Below are 19,464 nucleotides of genomic sequence, written 5' to 3'. Positions count from 1 at the left end.
GCGCAGGGGAGGCCATTTTCGTTCGGGGACCATGTATATGGTCGCAGCGTTCAGGGCAGGATCGACATGCAAAAGCGATTGTTGTCAATCGGTCACGGATTCAGCGCGCGGGCGCTTGCGGGGCGATTGGTACCGTTGGGTTGGGAGATTATCGGTACGACCCGCTCAGCGGACAATATAGCCGGAATCGCCCAGACCGGTGTTGCGCCGGTGCTATGGCCGGGTACCGATCTGACCCCCCTGATCGAAGAGATGCCGCACGTGCTGCTTTCCGCGGCACCGGGCGCCGGGGGCGATCCAGTGCTGGACGCGTACCGTGATGTGTTTGTCCGCAGGGCGTCCGCGCTGCGCTGGGTCGGGTATCTTTCTACCACGGGCGTCTACGGCGATCACGGCGGTGGCTGGGTCGACGAGGATACGGCCCTGACCCCGGCGACCAAGCGCGGTCAGGCGCGTGTCGAGGCGGAGGCGGCGTGGCGGGAGATCGAGGGTCTGCCGCTTCACATATTTCGGCTGGCGGGCATTTACGGCCCCGGACGCGGCCCGTTTGCCAAGGTGCGCAAAGGAACCGCCCGCCGCATCATCAAGCAAGGGCAGGTCTTCAGCCGGATCCACGTTGAGGATATCGCCCTTGCGCTGGATCTGTCGCTTGCCGCGCCCGATCCCGGCGCGATTTACAACCTGTGTGATAACGATCCGGCCCCGCCACAGGATGTCATCGCCCATGCGGCAGAGCTTTTGGGACTGCCGCTGCCGCCCGCCGTGGATTTCGAGACTGCCGAGATGACGCCGATGGCCCGGAGTTTCTATGCCGAAAGCAAACGGGTACGGAACGACCGTATCAAGGACGCGTTGGGTTGGCAGCCCCGGTATGCGGACTACCGGACGGGGCTTGCGGACCTTTTGAAGAAAGACCCCTGAGCCCTGCCGATGGCGCCTCATTTAGACCAGCCCCTGACCGATCTTCTCGACGCACTTGAAAGTGTGGCGGGTGAGGTGGAGCGCGTCAGCGTGCGCGATCTGTCGCGGGCGATGGGAAAACGGTCCTTTATCCCGTTCATATTGGTTGTCGCGCTCCTGCTGGTTTCGCCCCTTTCCGGTGTGCCGGGGGTGCCGACAGTGAGTGCGATCATCATCGTTCTGCTCGCCCTGCAATCGCTGGCAGGACGTCGCAGGTTGTGGTTGCCGGATGTGATCCTGCGGCGGCAAATCCCGGCCGCGCGCCTGCGCAGTGTTCTCGACTGGCTGCGAAGGCCCTGTGGATTTATCGACCGCCACACGCGGCCCCGGCTTTTGTGGCTGTCGGGGCCGATCCTGCGTCCGGTCTCCATGTTCGCCTGCGTGATCATCCCGCTTGGGTGGCCGCTGCTGGAGTTTTTGCCGTTCGTCTCATCCACTGGTGCGGCAACCGTTGCGATGCTGGTTTTTGGACTGTTCAGTCGGGATGGTCTGTTTGTGCTGGCAGGTTACGGCATGATCGCGCTGACGATGATACTGGCGCTTGGGATTGTCCTGTAGCGGCGCCTTGTCGCGCACGGGACGAGCGGCCATATAGGCGCAAATCATTGGATGGATTTCACGATGGCTCTGACGGATACCCTTGCCCGCCACCTTGCCTCCGCACGGGTGCGCAATTTCATTCTGGCGGTGATCCTGTTCAACGCGATCATTCTGGGGCTCGAGACCTCTCCGGCGGTGATGCGGCGTGCGGGGGCGTTGATCCTGTTGCTGGATCAGATCTGTCTTGCGATCTTTGTGGCAGAGCTGGCAGCCAAGCTGTTCGTGTTCCGGGGCAAGTTCTTTCGCGACGGCTGGAACATCTTTGATTTCATCATCGTGGGCATCTCGCTGGTGCCGGCGGCGCAGGGGTTCTCGGCGCTGCGGGCGCTGCGCATCCTGCGGGTGCTGCGCGTGTTGTCGGTCGCGCCGCAGCTGCGCCGTGTGGTCGAAGGACTGGTGACGGCCCTACCGGGAATGGGATCGGTATTCATGCTGATGGCTTTGATTTTCTACATCGGCGCCGTGATGGCGACCAAGCTGTTCGGCTTTGCCTTCCCGGAATGGTTCGGCACGCTGGGGCGCTCGGGATATACACTGTTTCAGGTGATGACGCTTGAGAGCTGGTCGATGGGGATCGTGCGCCCCGTCATGGAGGTCTACCCGCTGGCGTGGATGTTCTTCCTGCCGTTCATTCTGGTTACAACATTCGCCGTGGTGAACCTGTTGGTCGGTTTGATCGTGAACTCGATGCAGGACGCCCATCAGGAAGAAACGGTCGAGGCGACGGATGCCTACCGCGCCGACGTGCAGGAAAAGCTTGCCGCCGTGGAAGCCAAGCTGGACGCGCTGATCGCCGCGAAAAAGGATTAACATGCTCAAGGCCGTGTTCGCAGGGTAGACATGATGCTTAGCCTTGGGCGTAGCCATTTCGCTTTTTCTGGATGAAGCCATCCGAGAAACTCAATGGTATCCGCATAATCCTGAGACAAATTTCGACCGATGATTGGTTCATGATGGGAAATGCGATTTCTGAGTTCCCGAATGCGCGTCGCGCGATCAAAAAGGTCGCCCCTCGATTTGCCATGGGGTAGTCTTTTAAATGTTTCGTTGAAGGCCGACCAGATAACAGCGTCATATTTTGGGAGCAACATATTCGTCCAAAATCCGAAACTGAGTTCTGCTACCATACGTCCTGAGTCGGGTACGTTGCCGCGCTTTTCAATTTCCCTGCTCGCGCGCAATAAAATGCCTTTTCCCTTCGGTTGCAGAAGAGCGTACAGTGCCTCGTTTGCCCACCACATCTCACCAAAACGTTCTATCATACGTCGCAAAATGATGTTTCTGAGGCAGACTTCGACGGACGCGAGAAGAGGATAGAAAGATGCCGAAATCTCCATATTCCAGTAATAGAGATCAAGAGCGCGCTGTTCGTCGAACCCAGATTTCAGCCGATAGGTCGCAAGGCGCGCCGATGAGACACATGCTTCAATTGAGGAATACAATATCTAGTTCCAAAGGAATCAGCTTACACAATTTGTCAGCATAGATTAGTTTCTGTGTCAACTTTGAGTTGACATTTGCTTGTCGAAGGTACACGTGTTCCATGTCGGAAGCAAACTGAAGCTTCCAATTTGGTAGAGCCCCGCGACAGCCGAAAGGTCCTCGCGGGGTTTCGCGTTCTAGGCCCGCTGCGATCCGATCTGCGCGATGCCGAGGGTATCGAGCACCTTTGCCTCGATCTCGGCGGCGTTCATGCCGGCGACGGCGTACATATCGGCGGGGGACGCCTGATCGATGAAGGTATCGGGCAGCACCATCGAGCGGTATTTGAGGCCGTGATCGAACACGCCCGCGTCCGCCAATAGCTGCGCCACATGGCTGCCAAAGCCACCGACAGCGCCTTCTTCGACGGTGATGAGCGCCTCGTGATCCGCGGCAAGGCCCAGGATCAGGTCGCGATCCAGCGGTTTGGCGAAACGGGCGTCGGCGATGGTGGGGGTGATGCCCTTGGCCGCCAGCGCTTCAGCGGCCTTTTGCACCTCGGCGAGACGGGTGCCGAACGACAGGATCGCGACGCGCGCGCCCTGCGCGATCATCCGCCCCTTGCCGATTTCCAGAACTTCGCCCCGCTCGGGCATCTCGACGCCGTTGCCTTCGCCGCGCGGAAAGCGGAAGGCGATGGGCCCGTCGTCATGGGCGGCGGCGGTGGCTACCATGTGTTTCAGCTCTGCCTCATCGGCGGCGGCCATGACCACAAACCCCGGCAGATTGGCAAGATACGCCACATCGAATGACCCCGCATGCGTGGCGCCGTCGGCGCCCACCAGACCCGCGCGGTCGATGGCAAAGCGCACGGGCAGGCGCTGGATCGCCACATCGTGCACGACCTGATCGTAGCCGCGTTGCAGGAAGGTCGAATACATCGCGCAAAACGGTTTCATCCCGCCGGCGGCAAGCGCGGCGGAAAAGGTCACGCCGTGTTGTTCGGCAATGCCTACATCAAAGCACCGCGAGGGGTAGCGTTCGGCAAAAAGGTTGAGGCCGGTGCCGTCCGGCATGGCGGCGGTCACGGCGCAGATTTTGTCGTCACGGGCGGCTTCTTCCAGCAGGCTGTCGGCAAAGACACGGGTATAGCTGGGTGCGTTGCTGGGCGATTTCTTTTGCGCGCCGGTCACGACGTCGAATTTGGCCGTGGCATGGCCCCGGTCGCGGGCGGCTTCGGCGGGGGCGTAGCCTTTGCCCTTTTTGGTCAGCACGTGGATCAGGATCGGACCGGTCGCGCGCGCCTTGACGGTGCGCAGCACGGGCAACAACTGATCCATGTCGTGCCCGTCGATGGGGCCAAGGTAGGAAAAGCCGAGCTGTTCAAAAAGCGTCCCACCAACGGTCATGCCCTTGAGCATATCCTTGGCCCGTTTGGCGCCCTCGCGGAAGGGTTCGGGCAGCAGGGAGACCGCGCCCTTGGCGGCGGATTTCAGCTCTTGAAACGGCTCTTCGGCGTAGAGGCGGGACAGATAGCTCGACATCGCGCCCACGGGCGGGGCGATGGACATCTCGTTATCGTTGAGGATCACGATCATGCGTTTTTTCAGATGGCCCGCGTTGTTCATCGCCTCATAGGCCATGCCCGCCGACATGGAGCCATCACCGATCACCGCGATCGCGTCGCCGAGGCCCTCGGGCACCACGCCGCCCAGATCACGCGCCACGGCAAAGCCGAGCGCGGCGGAGATCGAGGTAGAGCTATGCGCCGCCCCAAACGGATCGTAGGGAGACTCCTTGCGCTTGGTGAAGCCCGACAGCCCGTCTTTCATCCGCAGGGTGCGGATACGGTCGCGGCGTTCGGTCAGGATCTTGTGAGGATAGCACTGGTGGCCGACGTCCCAGATCAGCTTGTCCCGCGGGGTGTCGAACACCGCGTGCAGCGCCACGGTCAGCTCGACCACGCCCAGACCGGCGCCGAGGTGGCCGCCGGTGACCGACACGGCCGAAATTGTTTCGGCCCGCAGCTCGTGCGCGAGCTGTGTGAGCTCACGGTCTGACATGCCCTTGAGATCGGCAGGGCGCTGAACACGGTCGAGCAGGGGCGTCTTTGGGGTGTCGGTCATGTCACTATCCTAACTCTTGCGGTTCACGACGAACCGCGCGGCATCGCGCAAGGTATCCGCGTCCTGTCCGTAGGCAGATAGCGCGTCACAGGCCCTGTCCACCAGATCCTGCGCGCGGGCCTTGGCCGCCGTAAGGCCCAGCAGCGACACGAATGTGGCTTTGCCCGCGTCGGCGTCCTTGCCGGTGGCTTTGCCCACGGTGGCGGCGTCGCCTTCGACGTCGAGAATATCATCGGCGATCTGAAAAGCGAGACCCAGATCGCGGGCATAACCACCCAGCGCCGTGGGATCATCGCCCGCCAGACGCGGCCCGGCCATGGCGGACCATTCGATCAGCGCGCCGGTCTTGCCCGCTTGCAGCACGGTGATCTCGTCGAGCGTGAGCGGCGCGCTTGCCGTCTCTGCCGCGATGTCGAGCGCTTGTCCCCCGACCATGCCGCGCACGCCGGAAGCCTGTGCGAGCGTCAGCACCAGTGCGGGCGCGTCGGTGCGCGCAACAAGTTCGAACGCAAGGGTTTGCAGGGCGTCCCCGGCCAGAACGGCGGTCGCCTCGTCCCAGCGGCGGTGCACGGTGGGCTGGCCCCGTCGCAGATCGTCGTCGTCCATGCAGGGCAGATCGTCGTGCACCAGCGAATAGGCGTGCAACGCTTCGATGGCGCCGGCGGCGAGGCTCGCGCGCTCAACCACGACGCCGTGCAGTCGCGCGCTTTCCATCACCAGAAACCCGCGCAGCCCTTTGCCGCCGTCGGTGGCATAGCGCATCGCGTCTGCAATAGGATTGTCGAGCCCCGAAAGTGCTCCTGTGATTTCGGCCCGCGCGGCCTGTGCCGCCGCCGCGAGGGCTGCGGGAAACGCGGACATCGCTACAGCCCTTCGACCGGCTTGAGCCCTTGGGGAGTGCCGTCGCCGTCCAGCGTGATCGCCGCGACTTTTTCCTCGGCTTCCTTCAGCTTTGTCTCACAGCGCTTTTTCAGGGCGGCACCGCGCTCGTAAAGGGTGATCGATTCGTCGAGCGCCACATCGCCGCGTTCCAGTTGGCCCAACACCTTTTCAAGCTCGGCCATAGCGGCCTCAAAGCTCATCTCGTCAATTGCTGTATCCGTCATCGGGGGCCTCGCTGTTCGTTCGTGCGCCGACCATAGACGCGGGCGCGGCGGGATGCCACCCGGCGCGCGTCAGTCGGGGGCAAGCATGTAGCCCGCGCCGCGCACCGTTTGCAGATAGCGGGGCTGCTTCGGGTCGGCCTCAAGCTTGCGGCGCAGGCGGGTGATCTGCACGTCGACCGCGCGCTCCTGCGCCTGTCCCCGGTCGCGCCCCAACTCCTCGACAAGGTTCGAGCGGCTCAGCGCCTCACCCGGGCGGGCGGCAAAGATCTTCATCAGCTGGATTTCGGTGGCCGTCAGACGCACCAGATCCTCGCCCTGCCACAGCTCACCACGGTCGATGTCATAGCGGATGGGCCCGAGCGACAGCACCTTTGGCGCGGTCTCACCCGCGTCGGCCTCGGGCATGCGGCGCAGGATGGCGTTGATGCGCAGCAACAGCTCCTTGGGCTCGAACGGTTTGGGCAGGTAGTCGTCGGCGCCGGCCTCCAGCCCCTCGATGCGGTTGTCTGTCTCGCCCTTGGCGGTGAGCAGCAGGATCGGCGTGCTCATTTGCGTGCGCAGATCGCGCGTGAGGCTCAGCCCATCCTCGCCGGGCATCATCACGTCAAGGATCAGCATGTCGAAATCCAGCCCCGACAGTACCCGGCGCGCGTGGGCCGCATCGCGCGCCGCCGTCACCAGAAATCCGTGCCGCATCAGAAATTTCTTAAGCAGGGTGCGGATGCGTTCGTCGTCGTCGACGATCAGCAGGTGGGCGTCTGGTGCAGTCATGATCCGCTATCCCTCAGTCGCGCGTAAGTGGCGCGCATTTCGGTGTCCATCATCGCCTCCAGCACTGTGCGGAACCCTGCGACGGCCTCTGGCCCTGCGTCGCGGAAGGCCGCACGCATACGGGCGCGCTGGGCGTCGGACAGGGTTTGCTCCAGCGCACGACCCGCGTCGGTGAGGTGCAGGTGCCGTTCGCGTTTGTCGTGGCGTCCGACCTTGCTTTCCACCAGACCATCGGAAATCAGCGTGCGCAAGACACGGTTGAGCGATTGTTTGGTCACGCCGAGGATGTTGAGCAGGTTGTTGACCGTCGTGCCCGGCGCGCGATGGATGAAGTGGATCGCACGGTGGTGCGCCCGTCCGTAGGCCATATCGGCAAGGATCCGATCCGGATCGGCGGTAAACCCGCGGTAGGCAAAGAACATCGCCTCGATCCCCTGCCGCAGTTGTTCGTCGGTCAGGAACAACAGCGCCTCGCCGCGCGCCGTTCCGGATGTTCGCCTGTTCATCGTAGGCTCCTCGCGGCCTTTTGTCTTTTGCAGAGTTTATGTCAGTGTTGTTGACACTCCAAGAGTGAAAGGCTAGGCCTACGCAGGTTTTGCGTAACTAAATGTCCTATTCGGACCTAATTTGCGCAACATTCGGAAATTCAGGCGCGCGGGCGCCACAGTGGGAGGGCATGCAATGGCCGGAGCATACGACGATCGGGACGGGCACATCTGGATGGACGGCGAGATGGTGCCGTGGCGCGAGGCCAATGTGCATATCCTGACCCACGCGATGCACTACGCCTCGTCGGTGTTCGAGGGGGAGCGTGCGTATAACGGCAAGATCTTCAAGAGCCGCGAACACTCCGAGCGTCTGAAACGCTCCGCCCAGATGATCGATTTCGAGATCCCCTATTCGATTGATGAGCTTGAGGCGGCCAAGGCTCTGGTGCTCAAGGATTCGGGTCTGCAGGACGCCTACGTGCGCGCAATTGCCTGGCGCGGCGCGGGCGAGGATATGGGCGTGGCCTCAGCCAAGAATCCTGTGCGCGTGGCCATCGCCGCGTGGGAGTGGGGCGCTTATTACGGCGACGCCAAGATGAAGGGTGCCAAGCTTGATATTTCCAAATGGAAACGCCCCAGCCCCGAGACGATCCCGAGCCACGCAAAGGCGGCGGGCCTCTACATGATCTGCACCATGTCCAAACATGCGGCAGAGGCCAAGGGGTGTTCGGACGCGATGATGTACGATCATCGCGGTTATGTGGCCGAGGCGACGGGGGCGAATATCTTTTTCGTGAAAGACGGGGAGGTGCACACGCCCGATCCTGATTGTTTTCTCAACGGGATCACGCGGCAGACGGTGATCGGCATGCTGCGCGATCGAGGCATCACCGTGCACGAGCGTCACATCATGCCCGAAGAGCTGAGCGGGTTCGAGCAGTGCTGGCTGACCGGCACCGCCGCCGAGGTCACGCCGGTGGGCCAGATTGGCGACTACACGTTCGAGGTGGGCGCGCTGACGCGGGAGATTGCGGAAGCGTATGAGAAATTGGTGCGCAGCTAATGCGTGCTTGAGGGGCCAGCCGGATCGCAGAACCGGCTGGCCCCGTGGCGGCGCCCGAAGGACGGCGCAAAACCTGAACTGTCAGTACAGCGCGACCGGATTGATCATCGCCTGAACGGTGCCCACGATCCGGGGTTGGCCCAGCACGAACATGAACTCATTGACGCCCTCGCGCAGCAGGGGGCCGACGTTCATCGTCTCAAGGATGTAGATCCCGTTGTCTTTCAACAGGGTGACGTGGCCGTAGAACACCTTGTCCCCGTCCGGTGCCGGAATCGGCTCCAATCCCCAGGTATCCGCGCCCACGGCCATCGGGTTCAGCGAGGCGATGTATTCGGCGCCTGCGTTGTTCAGCCCCGGTTCAGAGCTGCCCCAGGCGGTCGGATTGCTTTCCAGCATGCCTTCGGTCCAGCCGGTGTGGAACAGGATGATGTCGCCCTCGCGCATCTCGACGCCCTGCGCCTCGGCCGCCGCCGTAATCTCGGCCTCGCCAAAATGCGCGCCGGCTTCCATCACTTCAACGCCCGCGTGGGCGGCCATGTCGAGGATGACCGCGCGTCCGACCAGCGGCGGTACGGCGTGCGTGCCCAGCTTGGTCAGCCCCGTAATCGCGCTGATTTCCTTTTCATCCAGGCAGTTGTAGTACATCCCGTTCTCGCCCAGATGCCCCAGCCCGTCGAGCTGGCTGCCGATGCCGATCCAGGTTTGCAGGATGTCGTCGTTATAGTTTCCCTCGTAGCCAAAACCCGACAGCTTCTGTCCGCCCTGCTGGTTGGGCTGCACCACCTGAAGGCTCAGCGAGCGGGGCGGAAAGGCGGGGGTGTTGGGGCCGATGGCGATGCCCAGCGGCATGGATTTGCCCTGCTTGATCAGCTTGGCGGCCTCCAGCGTGCGATCGGGCGTGATCAGATTGGCAGAGCCCAGCGTATCCTCGGCGCCCCATTGCTGGGACGTCTGGCACTCCTGCGCAAGCGCCGCTGTGGCGCTGACTGTAAGGCCAAGGCACAGGGCCGTAATGGTTTTCAATGACATAGTATCCTCCACTGTTGGGCCGGGCGGCCCTCTGGCGGGGCGATTCGCTACGGCCTGGACGTGCAGGCTACCACCGTTTTCGCCTTTGGCGCGAAAATCAGCCGCGCAGGGCGGGCAAGCCGACGCCGGTGCTGTCGAACCCGCCGTCGGAGGCGACGATCTGCCCGGTCACGTAGGACGCACGCTCGGAACACAGGAACACGATCACCTCGGCAATTTCGCGCTCGGTGCCGTAGCGGTTGAGCGGGATGGCGTCGTGGTAGGCGTCGATGATGTCCTGGGTATGCACCGCCATGGCGAGTTTGGTGCGCACCGGGCCGGGGCAGACGCAATTGGCGCGGATGCCGTATTCGCCCAGCTCTGCCGCCTGCTGTTTGGTCAGCTGGATCACGGCGGCCTTGGAGGTGCCGTAGGCAACCCGCAAGGTTGAGGCGCGCAGGCCCGAGATCGACGCGATGTTCAGGATCGCGCCTCGGGTTTCCTTGAGCGCGGGGATGGCCGCCTGGCTCATCAGGAACACCCCATCGAGGTTTGTGGCCATGACCGCACGCCAGCGGGCAAAATCGGTTTCCTCGATCGGGCCGAAATCCGCGACACCGGCATTGTTGACCAGCGCATCGATGCGGCCGAACTTGGCAAGCACGTCGGCGATGGCACCGGCCCCGCTGTGAGGGTCGGAGACATCCGCCGTGAAGAGGCTCGCCCCCTGGCCCAGCGTCTGCCCGGCCTTGGTCAGCTCATCCGCGTCGCGGTCTAGCGCGGCGACGAGCCAGCCTTCCTCCAGAAACAATTGCGCGGTCGCGAGCCCAATACCACGGGCCGCACCGGTGACGAGGGCAACGCGCTGGGTCATCAGTAATCCACCCCGCGCTGTGCCTTGATCCCGGCCTTGAAGGGGTGTTTGACCTCGGTCATCTCGGTAACCAGATCGGCGTAATCGCAGATCTCGGGCTTGGCGTCGCGCCCGGTCAGCACCACGCCGGTGCGCGCGTCGCGGGCGTCGAGCCCTGCGATGACATCCGCGACCGACAGGTAGTCATAGCGCATGGCGATGTTGATTTCGTCCATGACGACCAGATCATAGTCACCGCTTTCCATCATCTCGCGCCCCTTGGCAAAGGCGGCTTGTGCGGCGGCGATATCGCGGTCGCGGTCTTGCGTGTCCCAGGTGAACCCTTCGCCCATGGTGTGCCATGTGACCTCGCCGAGACGGTCAAAGAACTGGCGCTCCCCGGTTTTCCATTTGCCCTTGATGAACTGCACCACGCCGACGCGCTGTTTCCATCCAAGCGCGCGGATCACCACGCCGAAGGCCGAGGAGGATTTACCCTTTCCCGCGCCGGTATGCACCAGCACCAGACCCTTTTCGGGGTCTTTCAGTTCGGAGACCTTTTTGCGTTGCTCGGTCTGGCGTTCCTGCATCTTTTGTTTGTGGTCGTCGTCGGCCATGGGGCGGCTCCTAGCTTGGGGTGCTTTGGGGCGGAACATTCTCTTTCGACTTGGTCCTGTCCAGTCCCAATTGGCGCTCGCGCCAGATGATGAGGATACCGCCAAAGATTACCAAGGCGGAGCCTGCGAGGATCGTCAGCGTCGGCAGTTCGGAAAAGACGACCCAGCCGATAAGGCTCGCGTAGATCATCGAGACGTAGTCGAATGGGGCGAGCATGGCGGCGGGTCCAAAGCGGAACGACGAGGTGACGATGATCTGCGCCACGCCGCCCACGAGACCAGCGGCGATCATCAGCCCGGCGATGTCCCACCCCGGCGTGACCCATTCCAGCGCGGGCCATCCCGTGAGTGCGCCAAGCGGCCAGGTACAGGCAGCGAGCAGTGTGGCCGTGAGCGAGAAGTAGAATACGATGGCGGCGGTATGTTCGGTCTGCACCAACCGGCGCACGTGGATCTGCACCAGTGCGCGCAGGATCGCGGCGGCCAGCGCAAACACGGCGCCGAGGGTCGCCGCCGCGGTCAGTGTATCGGCCCCCGTCGCCGTCAGGCGAGGCGCCATGACGATCATCACACCGATCAGGCCCAGCCCGACGGCAGACAGTCGAAAGAGGCGCACACGCTCCCCCAGAAAGAGTGCTGCAAAGATGACGGTGAACAGGGGCGTGGCGTAGCCGATGGCGGTCACCTCGGGCAGCGGCAGCAGCCCCAGCGCGCTGAACGTCAGCCCCATCGCCATGGTGCCAAAAAGCCCGCGCCAGATATGGCCCATCAGATTGTGCGGGATCAGGCCGGTGCGCAAATCATGCTGCTGCCAGAGCCACAGCAGGATTACCGGAAAGGCAAAGAAGGAGCGGAAGAAAACCGCCTGTCCTGCGGGCACGGTCGCCGTCGCAACCTTGATCAGCGCGGCCATGCACATGAACAGAAAGATCGCCGCAAGCCTGAGCGTGATCGCAAGGCCCGGACGGTGGTGGGTGGAGATCTGCACCATGGCCCCCGTCTTGCGCCTTTGTCCGGCGAAGTGCAAGGCGGTGCGGCAGTAGCCGGAAAATTCGAATTTTCCGGGCAGTTCAGCCGATGGTGCCGCGATTTTCGCCCACTTGGCCACGGTGCAGCAGCAGGTGGTCGAGGATCACGCAGGCCATCATCGCCTCGCCCACCGGCACGGCGCGGATGCCGACGCAGGGATCGTGGCGGCCCTTGGTGATGATCTCGGTCTGCTCACCCGACTTGGTGATCGTGGCCCGCGTGGTCAGGATGCTCGACGTGGGTTTGACCGCAAAGCGCAGCACGATGTCCTGCCCGGTGCTGATCCCGCCAAGGATGCCGCCCGCGTGGTTCGAGGAATAGCGCGGCTGCCCGTCCGCGCCCATGAAGATCTCGTCGGCGTTGGCCTCGCCGGTCAGCATCGCGGCGGACATGCCTTCGCCGATCTCGACGCCTTTGACGGCATTGATGCTCATCATCGCGGCGGCCAGATCGGTGTCGAGCTTGCCGTAGACCGGCGCGCCGATGCCTGCGGGCACGCCGCGCGCCGTGACCTCGATGATCGCGCCCACGGAGGAGCCGGATTTGCGCAACCCGTCGAGATAGTCGGCCCAGATGCCTGCCGCCCCCGCGTCCGGCACCCAAAACGGGTTTTGCGCGATCTGGTCCCAGTCAAACGCCGCACGGTCGATGCCGTGTTCGCCCATCTGCACCATGTAGCCGGTGATCTGAACGTCCGGGGCTATCGCCTTGATCGCTTCGCGCGCGAGACCCCCCGCCGCCACCCGTGACGCGGTTTCGCGCGCGGAGGAACGCCCGCCGCCGCGATAATCGCGCACGCCGTATTTCTGGAAATACGTGATATCGGCGTGGCCAGGCCGGAATTTATCCTTGATATCGCCGTAGTCTTTGGAGCGTTGATCGGTGTTTTCGATCATCAGCTGCACCGGCGTGCCGGTGGTCACCCCTTCGAACACGCCCGACAGGATGCGCACCTCGTCCGCTTCGCGCCGCTGGGTAGTGTATTTGTTCTGGCCCGGTTTACGCTTGTCGAGCCAGTGCTGGATCATCGCCGCGTCGACCGGCACGCCGGGCGGGCAGCCGTCGACCGTCGCACCAATGGCGGGCCCGTGGCTTTCGCCCCATGTGGTGACGCGGAAGAGATGGCCAAAGCTGTTGATCGACATGACGGGCGCTCCTTTGCGCTTGGCTTACCCGCGCGGCGCCGGGCGCTCAAGGGGATTTGGGTTGCCAGCGCGCGCGCGGTGCCCTAGCTGTTGACGTACCTCGGGGGGCGCCACGGCGCTGAGATTGCGAAAGCTGACCCGTTGAACCTGAACCGGTTAACACCGGCGGAGGGAAGGTCTGGACATCCATCCAAACGTTTCTGACGCCGCAATTTGGAGGATGCCATGAAGTATCTCACTTTTGCTGCTGCAACACTGGGCGCGACTGCCGCCACAACATTCCTTGTCCCCTCGGCCACGGCGCAGACGCCCGAACTGACGGTCTATACCTACGACAGCTTTGTCAGCGATTGGGGCCCCGGCCCGCAGATCGAAAAGGCGTTCGAGGCGGTCTGCGAGTGCGATCTCAACCTCGTGGGGCTGGGCGACGGTGCCGCGCTGCTGGCGCGGCTCAAGCTGGAGGGCGAACGCTCCGACGCGGATGTGGTCATGGGGCTCGACACCTCGCTGATCGCCGCGGCCAAGGAAACCGGCCTGTTTGCCGAGACGCCGGTGAGCGCCGATTACGATCTGCCGATCGAATGGACCGACACGGTATTCGCCCCCTACGATTGGGGCTACTTCGCCTTTGTGCACAACAAGGATCTCGATGCCCCCGCAAATTTCAAGGCGCTTGGCGAGAGCGATCTGAAGATCGTCATTCAGGATCCGCGCTCCTCCACGCCCGGTCTGGGTCTGCTGATGTGGGTCAAGGCCGCCTACGGCGACGAGGCCCCTGCGATCTGGGAGGCGATGGCCGATAACGTCGTCACCGTGACAAAGGGCTGGTCAGAGGCCTACGGTCTGTTCCTCGAAGGGGAAGCGGATATGGTGCTGAGCTATACCACCTCGCCGGCCTATCACCTGATCGCCGAAGAGGATGACAGCAAGGCCGCCGCCGCCTTTGATGAAGGGCACTACATGCAGATTGAAGTGGCGGGCGCGCTGGCGGGGTCCGACACGCCCGAACTGGCGGCTGAATTCCTGAACTTCATGGTCTCCGACGCGGCGCAGGCAATCCTGCCCACGACCAACTGGATGTACCCGGCGGTGATCCCCGAAGGCGGCCTGCCCGCAGGGTTCGAAACACTGACAACGCCGGAAAAGGCCCTTTTGACCCCCGCCGATGAGGTGCCCGCCATCCGCGCAGAGGCGTTGGACGAATGGCTCAACGCGCTGTCGCAATAAGCCCGGTCGCGGGGATCGGGGCGGCCACATGCGTGGTGGTCCTGATCCTCGCAGCCCTCGGCGCGGTGCTGAGCCGCGCCGATCTGGTCGCAGGTCTGCGGCTGTCTGCCGCCGATTGGGCGGCGATTCGGTTTACGGTGTCGCAGGCGGCGGTTTCGGCGCTGCTGTCTGTCATCCTCGCCATACCCGTGGCGCGTGCGCTGGCGCGCCGACGCTTTGTCGGGCGGGCTGCGTTGGTGACGCTTTTGGGCGCGCCGTTTATTCTGCCGGTGATTGTCGCGGTGCTGGGGCTGCTGACTGTTTTTGGCAGGAACGGCTGGGCCAATGACGCGCTGGACGCTGTCGGTCTGCCGCAAGTGTCTATCTACGGATTTCATGGCGTGGTTCTGGCGCACGTGTTCTTTAACCTGCCGCTGGCCACGCGGCTGTTGCTGCAGGGCTGGCAGCAAATCCCGGCAGAGCGGTTTCGGCTGGGCGCGCAACTGCGTCTGACGCCGCGTGCCATGTTTCGCGCGGTGGAGCTGCCGATGCTGGCACAGGTGGTGCCGGGGGTCGCGGCGCTGATCTTTGCCATTTGCCTGACAAGTTTTGCGGTCGCGCTGACCTTGGGGGGCGGACCCCGTGCTACCACGGTTGAGCTGGCGATCTATCAGGCGTTCCGGTTTGATTTCGACCTCGGCCGGGCCGCGCTTTTGTCGGTGGTGCAGCTGGTTCTGGCCGGTGGGCTGTCGCTGCTGGCGTTGCAGTTCGTGCCGCAGATCAGCGTCGGCGGCGGGTTGGATCGTGCGGTGATGCGCTGGGACGCGGGCGGGCGCGGACGACGGGTGCTGGATACGGGTGTCATCGCATTGGCGGCGACGTTCTTGTTGCTGCCCTTGACGGCAGTGATCCTGCGGGGCGCTGTTGGCCTGCCGCAGATGCCTGGATCGGTCTGGTACGCCGCGGGGGTATCTATCGCTGTAGCGGGGGCAAGTATCGTTGTGATGCTGGCGCTCGCCCTGCCGATGGCGGGATGGATCGCGATCCGGCGCGGTGGCGGGACCGAAGCTGTCGGGCTGCTGGGCCTGTCGGCCTCGCCGCTGATGATCGGAACAGGGTGGTTCATCCTGATCAACCCGGTTGCGGATCCGTTCGATTTTGCCCTGCCTGTCACGATTGCCGTGAACGCGATGATGGCGCTGCCATTTGCATTGCGCACGCTGGTGCCGCCGATGCGTGACACGGTCGCGACCTACGGGCGGTTGAGCGCGAGCCTGCGGCTGCGCGGTTGGCGCTTTTGGCGGATCGTGCTGCTGCCGCGCCTGCGCGCGCAGATCGGGTTTGCGGCGGGCCTGACGGGCGCGCTGTCAATGGGCGATCTGGGGGTGATCGCGCTGTTTGCCGATCCCGAGCGGGTAACGCTGCCGTTGCAGATGTACCGGCTGATGGGCGCATACCGGATGGAGGCCGCTGCGGGGGCGGCGTTGCTGCTGCTGGCGCTGAGCCTTGGAGTGTTCTGGCTGTGCGACAAGGGAGGGCGCTGGCGTGCTGAAGCTTGAAGAGGCGGTGATCGGCCAGGGCGGGTTTGAGATGCGCGCCGACCTGACGCTGGAACACGGGCGGAAATACGCAGTGATCGGGCCGTCGGGGGCGGGAAAATCGACCCTATTAGGGGCGATTGCGGGTTTCGTGGATCTGCGTGCGGGCCGGATTGCGTACGCTGGTAAAGATATCTCGAACGCAGCGGCGGGTGCGCGGCCCGTGACGATGCTGTTTCAGGACAACAACTTGTTTCCGCATCTTACGGTCATGCAGAATGCTGGATTGGGGCTGCGCCCGGATCTGCGCCTGACGGTGGCAGAGCGGGAGCGGGTGGCGCAGGCGCTGGACCGCGTGGGCCTGTCGGACCAGGGCCACAAGCGGCCGGGCCAGCTGTCGGGGGGGCAGCAAAGCCGCGCGGCGCTGGCGCGGGTGTTGTTGCAGGCCCAGCCTTTGGTGTTGCTGGATGAGCCGTTCGCCGCACTTGGTCCCGCGCTGCGCTTTGAAATGCTCGACCTGGTGGCGGCGTTGGTTGAGGAGCTGGGCGCGGCGCTGGTCATGGTGACGCACACGCCCGATGACGTGCGGCGCATCGCGGATGAGGTCATCTTTGTCGAGGGGGGCATGCGCAGGCACCGCGGCCGGCGGCAGCCCTGATGCAGGATCCACCACCGGAGTTGCGCGCCTACCTTGGCTGAAGCGTATCGGAATTTTTGAAAAATTCCGGCCGTTTTCTTTCAAAGAAAACGATTACGTGGCGGGCGTCTCGATCAACGATAGTGCCGCGCGTGCGGCCTCGCGGCCCTTTTCGACAAAATGCGCGCGGTAGATCGCATTATGATGGTCTGTTTCTTGATAGTGATGCGGCGTAAGCGAAACCGACAGAACCGGTACGCCTGTATCGAGGCCCACGCGCATCAGCCCGTCGACGACGGCTTGCGCGACAAAATCATGCCGGTAGATCCCGCCGTCCACCACAAAGGCCGCACAGATAACGGCGCTGTACCTGCCGGTGTGCGCGAGCTGTTGCGCTCTGAGCGGCATTTCGAACGCGCCGGGCACTTCGAAGACATCCGTAGGATGGGCCGACGTCAGCTCGGCAAAGCCCTCATGGGCGCGGTCGACGATATCGGCGTGCCAGCGCGCTTTGATAAAGGCGAAACGGGGGTGTCTGGTGTCGTGGTCATGGTGATCTCCTTTTGGTTTCGACACGTGCACCCAAGGCGATCACACACCGTTGCTCCCTGCGAAACAGGGTGGCCGGTCTGCATTCTCTTTCATCCGGACTATGACCGTCGGCTCCGGATTTTGACCGGATCTGCTTGTCCAAGCGCCTTTCCCGTGGGTAGGCGCGTTGCGCTCGCGGGCTTGGGGCGCGATGGCCCCCTACCGCCGGTGGGGAATTTCACCCCGCCCTGAGAATGATCCCTGCTTGTCAGCGTCCGGCCTGCACGGCAAGAGTTGACGTAGCGTATTTCGCGCGCAGGGGGGCGGGTTAATGCATCCAAATCCGGTTTTTCACGATGCCGAAACGGCGCGCAATGTGGCGTTTGCCCGGTTGCGAGGGTTTGGCACGCTGGTTGTGGGCCAAGAGGGCCCGCCGTTGGTCAGCCATGTACCCTTTGCGCTGGATGCGGAGGGCGCTGTCGCAGACATCCACCTCGTCCGCTCGAACCCGATTGCGCGGCTGTCCGAAACCGTGCCCGCCCGGATCGCCGTGACGGGAGGGGATAGCTACGTCTCGCCCGACTGGTACGGCGTGGCGGATCAGGTGCCGACGTGGAACTACATTGCCGTTGAACTGACCGGCACGCTGACCCGGCTGCCGCAGGACGAGATGCGGGCGATGCTGGATCGCCAGTCGGCGTGGTACGAGGCGCAACTGGCGCCCAAGCCTGCATGGACGACCGACAAGATGACGCCGGAGGTGTTGGAGCGGATGATGCGCCAGATCGTCCCGATCCGATTTGACGTGACCGGGATTGATGGCACGTGGAAGTTGGGCCAGAACAAACCCGACGATGTCCGCGCACGGGCGGCGGATGAGATGGCCGCAAACGGTTTTGGCACCGAGGTGGCGGCGCTGGCGCGGGCGATGCGTGATCTCGATCACCGCTGACCCTTGCGCAGAGCGTCCTTTGCGGGAACACTCCCAGAGAAACACGGGAGACAATTATGAAGCTCTATTATGCGCCCACGTCACCCTACGTGCGCAAGGTGATGATTCTGCTTGAGGAAACCGGACAGCGCGATGCGGTTGAACTGGTCAATACTGCGACGACGCCAATTGCTGCGGACGCGGGGCTTCTGGCGAAGAACCCGTTGGCAAAGGTGCCCGCGCTGGAGCGGCCCGATGGCCCGACCCTTTATGACAGCCGCGTCATCACCGCCTATCTCGACGACCGCGCGGGAGGGCGGCTGTATCCGCAGGGGGCACGGCGCTGGGATACACTGACGCTGGAGGCGACGGCGGACGGGATCCTCGATGCGGCTTTGTTGATGACCTACGAGACGCGCCTGCGCCCGGAAGACAAGCGCATGCCGGAATGGGTCGAGGGCCAATGGGACAAGATTGCGCGCGGGGCAGCAGCGCTCAACACCCGGTGGATGAGCCATCTGCAAGGACCGCTCGACATGGGGCAGATCGCGGTCGGCTGCGCGCTGGCCTACGTCGATTTTCGGCATGGCGAGCGGGACTGGCGCAGCGGCAATGACGGGTTGTCTGGCTGGTTCAGGGATTTCGAATCGCGCGAGTGGATGCAGTCGACAACGCCCCCTGCGGCCTGAAACCGATCAAAGCTGCCCTAAATGCTGAGGGAAATCCGCAAACTGCGACGGTTTGCGCAGCTAAACCATCTGGACGTGTCAGCACGGCCAAGCTAGATACCGCTGCAAGAACGGATGCGCCGGGACAGGTGCGTCTTAATTCCTGTTGGTCGCCCGGCGACCCAAATCGGAGATATCCACGTGTCACAAACAGATGATAGCGCAGGTAGCCGGAGAGACTTTCTCTATTATGCGACCGCAGGCACGGGTGCCGTCGCAGTCGGTGCTGCGGTCTGGCCCCTGGTCAACCAGATGAACCCGTCGGCGGATGTGCGCGCGCTGTCGTCGATCCGCGTGGACGTGAGCGGGGTTGAGCCCGGCTCGCAACTGACCGTCAAATGGTTGGGCAAGCCCGTGTTCATCCGTCGTCGCACGGAAGAAGAAATCGCTGCGGCCCGCGAGGTCGCCCTGTCGGATCTGCCCGATCAGAGCGCCGAAAACGAAAACCTCGGCGCGGAAGCGACGGCTGCGGACGAAAATCGCACACTGGACGAGGCGGGCGAATGGCTGGTGATGATGGGTGTGTGTACGCACCTCGGCTGCGTGCCGCTGGGCGATGCAGGCGATTTCGGCGGCTGGTTCTGCCCTTGCCACGGGTCACACTATGATACTGCCGGACGGATCCGTCGCGGCCCCGCCCCGTCAAACCTGCCTGTTCCGCCTGCGCAGTTCCTTGACGAAGCAACACTTCAACTCGGTTAA

Annotated in this window: 21 protein-coding genes, 1 pseudogene and 2 riboswitches; of the genes and pseudogenes, 10 read left to right on the top strand and 12 right to left on the bottom strand. The window is 63.5% G+C overall.

What is annotated here, in order from left to right; genetic code table 11:
- Window positions 1–66: 66 nt before the first annotated feature.
- The 3 genes from KDD17_RS14260 (at window position 67) to KDD17_RS14250 (ending at window position 2,370) form a co-directional block, all read left to right on the top strand.
- Entirely contained in the window at window positions 67–921 is an 855-nt protein-coding gene (locus KDD17_RS14260; RefSeq protein ID WP_212704272.1) for an SDR family oxidoreductase, read from the top strand.
- Between the two features lie 75 nt (window positions 922–996).
- Window positions 997–1,518, top strand: coding sequence for an exopolysaccharide biosynthesis protein (locus KDD17_RS14255; RefSeq protein WP_254796801.1), 522 nt, complete (start codon window positions 997–999; stop codon window positions 1,516–1,518).
- A 51-nt stretch (window positions 1,519–1,569) separates the two neighbouring features.
- Entirely contained in the window at window positions 1,570–2,370 is an 801-nt protein-coding gene (locus KDD17_RS14250) for an ion transporter (protein ID WP_431358131.1), read from the top strand.
- A 5-nt stretch (window positions 2,371–2,375) separates the two neighbouring features.
- Here the strand turns inward: KDD17_RS14250 and KDD17_RS14245 are convergent, their stop codons facing one another.
- The 6 genes from KDD17_RS14245 to KDD17_RS14220 form a co-directional block, all read right to left on the bottom strand.
- Window positions 2,376–3,002 carry an Abi family protein gene (locus KDD17_RS14245; RefSeq protein ID WP_212704270.1) on the bottom strand — a complete coding sequence of 209 codons (627 nt, stop codon included), beginning with the start codon at window positions 3,000–3,002 and terminating at the stop codon, window positions 2,376–2,378.
- Window positions 3,003–3,179: 177 nt separating this feature from the next.
- A complete protein-coding gene (gene dxs, locus KDD17_RS14240) occupies window positions 3,180–5,108 on the bottom strand; it encodes a 1-deoxy-D-xylulose-5-phosphate synthase (RefSeq protein WP_212704269.1) in 1,929 nt (642 codons plus the stop codon).
- A 9-nt stretch (window positions 5,109–5,117) separates the two neighbouring features.
- Window positions 5,118–5,969: a polyprenyl synthetase family protein gene (locus KDD17_RS14235; protein WP_212704268.1), complete on the bottom strand. Its 852-nt coding sequence runs from the start codon at window positions 5,967–5,969 to the stop codon at window positions 5,118–5,120.
- Window positions 5,970–5,971: 2 nt separating this feature from the next.
- Window positions 5,972–6,214: an exodeoxyribonuclease VII small subunit gene (locus tag KDD17_RS14230; protein ID WP_212704267.1), complete on the bottom strand. Its 243-nt coding sequence runs from the start codon at window positions 6,212–6,214 to the stop codon at window positions 5,972–5,974.
- A 69-nt stretch (window positions 6,215–6,283) separates the two neighbouring features.
- Entirely contained in the window at window positions 6,284–6,985 is a 702-nt protein-coding gene (locus KDD17_RS14225) for a response regulator (protein WP_212704266.1), read from the bottom strand.
- Entirely contained in the window at window positions 6,982–7,491 is a 510-nt protein-coding gene (locus KDD17_RS14220; RefSeq protein WP_212704265.1) for a MarR family winged helix-turn-helix transcriptional regulator, read from the bottom strand. The genes KDD17_RS14225 and KDD17_RS14220 overlap by 4 nt, the downstream gene beginning before the upstream one ends.
- Window positions 7,492–7,666: 175 nt before the next feature.
- On the opposite strand from KDD17_RS14220, the gene KDD17_RS14215 reads away from it, so the two are divergent.
- On the top strand, window positions 7,667–8,536 hold the full coding sequence (locus tag KDD17_RS14215; RefSeq protein WP_212704264.1) for a branched-chain amino acid aminotransferase: 870 nt from the start codon (window positions 7,667–7,669) through the stop codon (window positions 8,534–8,536).
- Between the two features lie 81 nt (window positions 8,537–8,617).
- On the opposite strand, the gene KDD17_RS14210 is transcribed toward KDD17_RS14215, so the two are convergent.
- The 5 genes from KDD17_RS14210 to aroC all read right to left on the bottom strand — a co-directional run bounded on the left by KDD17_RS14210 (window position 8,618) and on the right by aroC (window position 13,191).
- Window positions 8,618–9,568 (bottom strand): cyclase family protein, encoded by a 951-nt coding sequence (locus KDD17_RS14210; protein ID WP_212704263.1) that lies wholly within the window; start codon window positions 9,566–9,568, stop codon window positions 8,618–8,620.
- Window positions 9,569–9,665: 97 nt separating this feature from the next.
- Window positions 9,666–10,421 (bottom strand): SDR family NAD(P)-dependent oxidoreductase, encoded by a 756-nt coding sequence (locus KDD17_RS14205; RefSeq protein ID WP_212704262.1) that lies wholly within the window; start codon window positions 10,419–10,421, stop codon window positions 9,666–9,668.
- The gene (gene cobO / locus KDD17_RS14200; protein ID WP_212704261.1) at window positions 10,421–11,017 is read right to left on the bottom strand and encodes a cob(I)yrinic acid a,c-diamide adenosyltransferase; all 597 of its coding nucleotides are present in this window, start codon (window positions 11,015–11,017) and stop codon (window positions 10,421–10,423) included. The genes KDD17_RS14205 and cobO overlap by 1 nt, the downstream gene beginning before the upstream one ends.
- Before the next feature lie 10 nt (window positions 11,018–11,027).
- Entirely contained in the window at window positions 11,028–12,008 is a 981-nt protein-coding gene (locus KDD17_RS14195) for a DMT family transporter (RefSeq protein WP_212704260.1), read from the bottom strand.
- 79 nt (window positions 12,009–12,087) lie between these two features.
- Entirely contained in the window at window positions 12,088–13,191 is a 1,104-nt protein-coding gene (gene aroC, locus KDD17_RS14190; protein WP_212704259.1) for a chorismate synthase, read from the bottom strand.
- Window positions 13,192–13,282: 91 nt separating this feature from the next.
- Window positions 13,283–13,382, top strand: a riboswitch (TPP riboswitch).
- 34 nt (window positions 13,383–13,416) lie between these two features.
- On the opposite strand from aroC, the gene thiB reads away from it, so the two are divergent.
- The 3 genes and pseudogenes from thiB to KDD17_RS14175 all read left to right on the top strand — a co-directional run bounded on the left by thiB (window position 13,417) and on the right by KDD17_RS14175 (window position 16,634).
- Window positions 13,417–14,418, top strand: a complete 1,002-nt coding sequence (thiB, locus tag KDD17_RS14185) for a thiamine ABC transporter substrate binding subunit (protein ID WP_212704258.1) — start codon at window positions 13,417–13,419, stop codon at window positions 14,416–14,418.
- The gene (locus KDD17_RS14180; RefSeq protein ID WP_212704257.1) at window positions 14,394–15,956 is read left to right on the top strand and encodes a thiamine/thiamine pyrophosphate ABC transporter permease ThiP; all 1,563 of its coding nucleotides are present in this window, start codon (window positions 14,394–14,396) and stop codon (window positions 15,954–15,956) included. Before thiB ends, KDD17_RS14180 begins: the two co-directional genes overlap by 25 nt.
- Window positions 15,943–16,634 (top strand): annotated as a pseudogene (locus KDD17_RS14175) (thiamine ABC transporter ATP-binding protein). The gene KDD17_RS14180 and the pseudogene KDD17_RS14175 overlap by 14 nt, the downstream one beginning before the upstream one ends.
- A gap of 52 nt (window positions 16,635–16,686) precedes the next feature.
- Here KDD17_RS14175 and KDD17_RS14170 read toward each other — a convergent pair.
- Window positions 16,687–17,148 (bottom strand): 6,7-dimethyl-8-ribityllumazine synthase, encoded by a 462-nt coding sequence (locus tag KDD17_RS14170; RefSeq protein WP_212704256.1) that lies wholly within the window; start codon window positions 17,146–17,148, stop codon window positions 16,687–16,689.
- 53 nt (window positions 17,149–17,201) lie between these two features.
- Window positions 17,202–17,363: riboswitch (FMN riboswitch) on the bottom strand.
- Between the two features lie 71 nt (window positions 17,364–17,434).
- Between KDD17_RS14170 and KDD17_RS14165 the strand changes: the two genes are divergently transcribed.
- From KDD17_RS14165 to petA, 3 genes are all read left to right on the top strand, one after another.
- Window positions 17,435–18,055, top strand: a complete 621-nt coding sequence (locus KDD17_RS14165; RefSeq protein WP_212704255.1) for an FMN-binding negative transcriptional regulator — start codon at window positions 17,435–17,437, stop codon at window positions 18,053–18,055.
- Between the two features lie 56 nt (window positions 18,056–18,111).
- Window positions 18,112–18,723, top strand: a complete 612-nt coding sequence (locus KDD17_RS14160; protein ID WP_212704254.1) for a glutathione S-transferase — start codon at window positions 18,112–18,114, stop codon at window positions 18,721–18,723.
- A 180-nt stretch (window positions 18,724–18,903) separates the two neighbouring features.
- Window positions 18,904–19,464, top strand: coding sequence for a ubiquinol-cytochrome c reductase iron-sulfur subunit (petA, locus tag KDD17_RS14155; protein WP_212704253.1), 561 nt, complete (start codon window positions 18,904–18,906; stop codon window positions 19,462–19,464).

It is taken from the genome of Sulfitobacter albidus (genome assembly GCF_018200035.1).
Taxonomy (GTDB): domain Bacteria; phylum Pseudomonadota; class Alphaproteobacteria; order Rhodobacterales; family Rhodobacteraceae; genus Sulfitobacter; species Sulfitobacter albidus.
The sequence above is the reverse complement of the archived record's forward strand: the minus strand, read 5'-3'. Positions and strand labels throughout refer to the sequence as shown.

What these genes read in the sequence shown, in the direction of transcription:
- KDD17_RS14260 (WP_212704272.1), top strand. Translation starts at nt 67, where the DNA reads ATGCAAAAGCGATTGTTGTCAATCGGTCACGGATTCAGCGCGCGGGCG.
- KDD17_RS14250 (WP_431358131.1), top strand. Translation starts at nt 1,570, where the DNA reads ATGGATTTCACGATGGCTCTGACGGATACCCTTGCCCGCCACCTTGCC.
- dxs (WP_212704269.1), bottom strand. Translation starts at nt 5,108, where the DNA reads ATGACCGACACCCCAAAGACGCCCCTGCTCGACCGTGTTCAGCGCCCT.
- KDD17_RS14235 (WP_212704268.1), bottom strand. Translation starts at nt 5,969, where the DNA reads ATGTCCGCGTTTCCCGCAGCCCTCGCGGCGGCGGCACAGGCCGCGCGG.
- KDD17_RS14230 (WP_212704267.1), bottom strand. Translation starts at nt 6,214, where the DNA reads ATGACGGATACAGCAATTGACGAGATGAGCTTTGAGGCCGCTATGGCC.
- KDD17_RS14225 (WP_212704266.1), bottom strand. Translation starts at nt 6,985, where the DNA reads ATGACTGCACCAGACGCCCACCTGCTGATCGTCGACGACGACGAACGC.
- KDD17_RS14220 (WP_212704265.1), bottom strand. Translation starts at nt 7,491, where the DNA reads ATGAACAGGCGAACATCCGGAACGGCGCGCGGCGAGGCGCTGTTGTTC.
- KDD17_RS14215 (WP_212704264.1), top strand. Translation starts at nt 7,667, where the DNA reads ATGGCCGGAGCATACGACGATCGGGACGGGCACATCTGGATGGACGGC.
- KDD17_RS14210 (WP_212704263.1), bottom strand. Translation starts at nt 9,568, where the DNA reads ATGTCATTGAAAACCATTACGGCCCTGTGCCTTGGCCTTACAGTCAGC.
- KDD17_RS14205 (WP_212704262.1), bottom strand. Translation starts at nt 10,421, where the DNA reads ATGACCCAGCGCGTTGCCCTCGTCACCGGTGCGGCCCGTGGTATTGGG.
- cobO (WP_212704261.1), bottom strand. Translation starts at nt 11,017, where the DNA reads ATGGCCGACGACGACCACAAACAAAAGATGCAGGAACGCCAGACCGAG.
- KDD17_RS14195 (WP_212704260.1), bottom strand. Translation starts at nt 12,008, where the DNA reads ATGGTGCAGATCTCCACCCACCACCGTCCGGGCCTTGCGATCACGCTC.
- aroC (WP_212704259.1), bottom strand. Translation starts at nt 13,191, where the DNA reads ATGTCGATCAACAGCTTTGGCCATCTCTTCCGCGTCACCACATGGGGC.
- thiB (WP_212704258.1), top strand. Translation starts at nt 13,417, where the DNA reads ATGAAGTATCTCACTTTTGCTGCTGCAACACTGGGCGCGACTGCCGCC.
- KDD17_RS14180 (WP_212704257.1), top strand. Translation starts at nt 14,394, where the DNA reads ATGGCTCAACGCGCTGTCGCAATAAGCCCGGTCGCGGGGATCGGGGCG.
- KDD17_RS14165 (WP_212704255.1), top strand. Translation starts at nt 17,435, where the DNA reads ATGCATCCAAATCCGGTTTTTCACGATGCCGAAACGGCGCGCAATGTG.
- KDD17_RS14160 (WP_212704254.1), top strand. Translation starts at nt 18,112, where the DNA reads ATGAAGCTCTATTATGCGCCCACGTCACCCTACGTGCGCAAGGTGATG.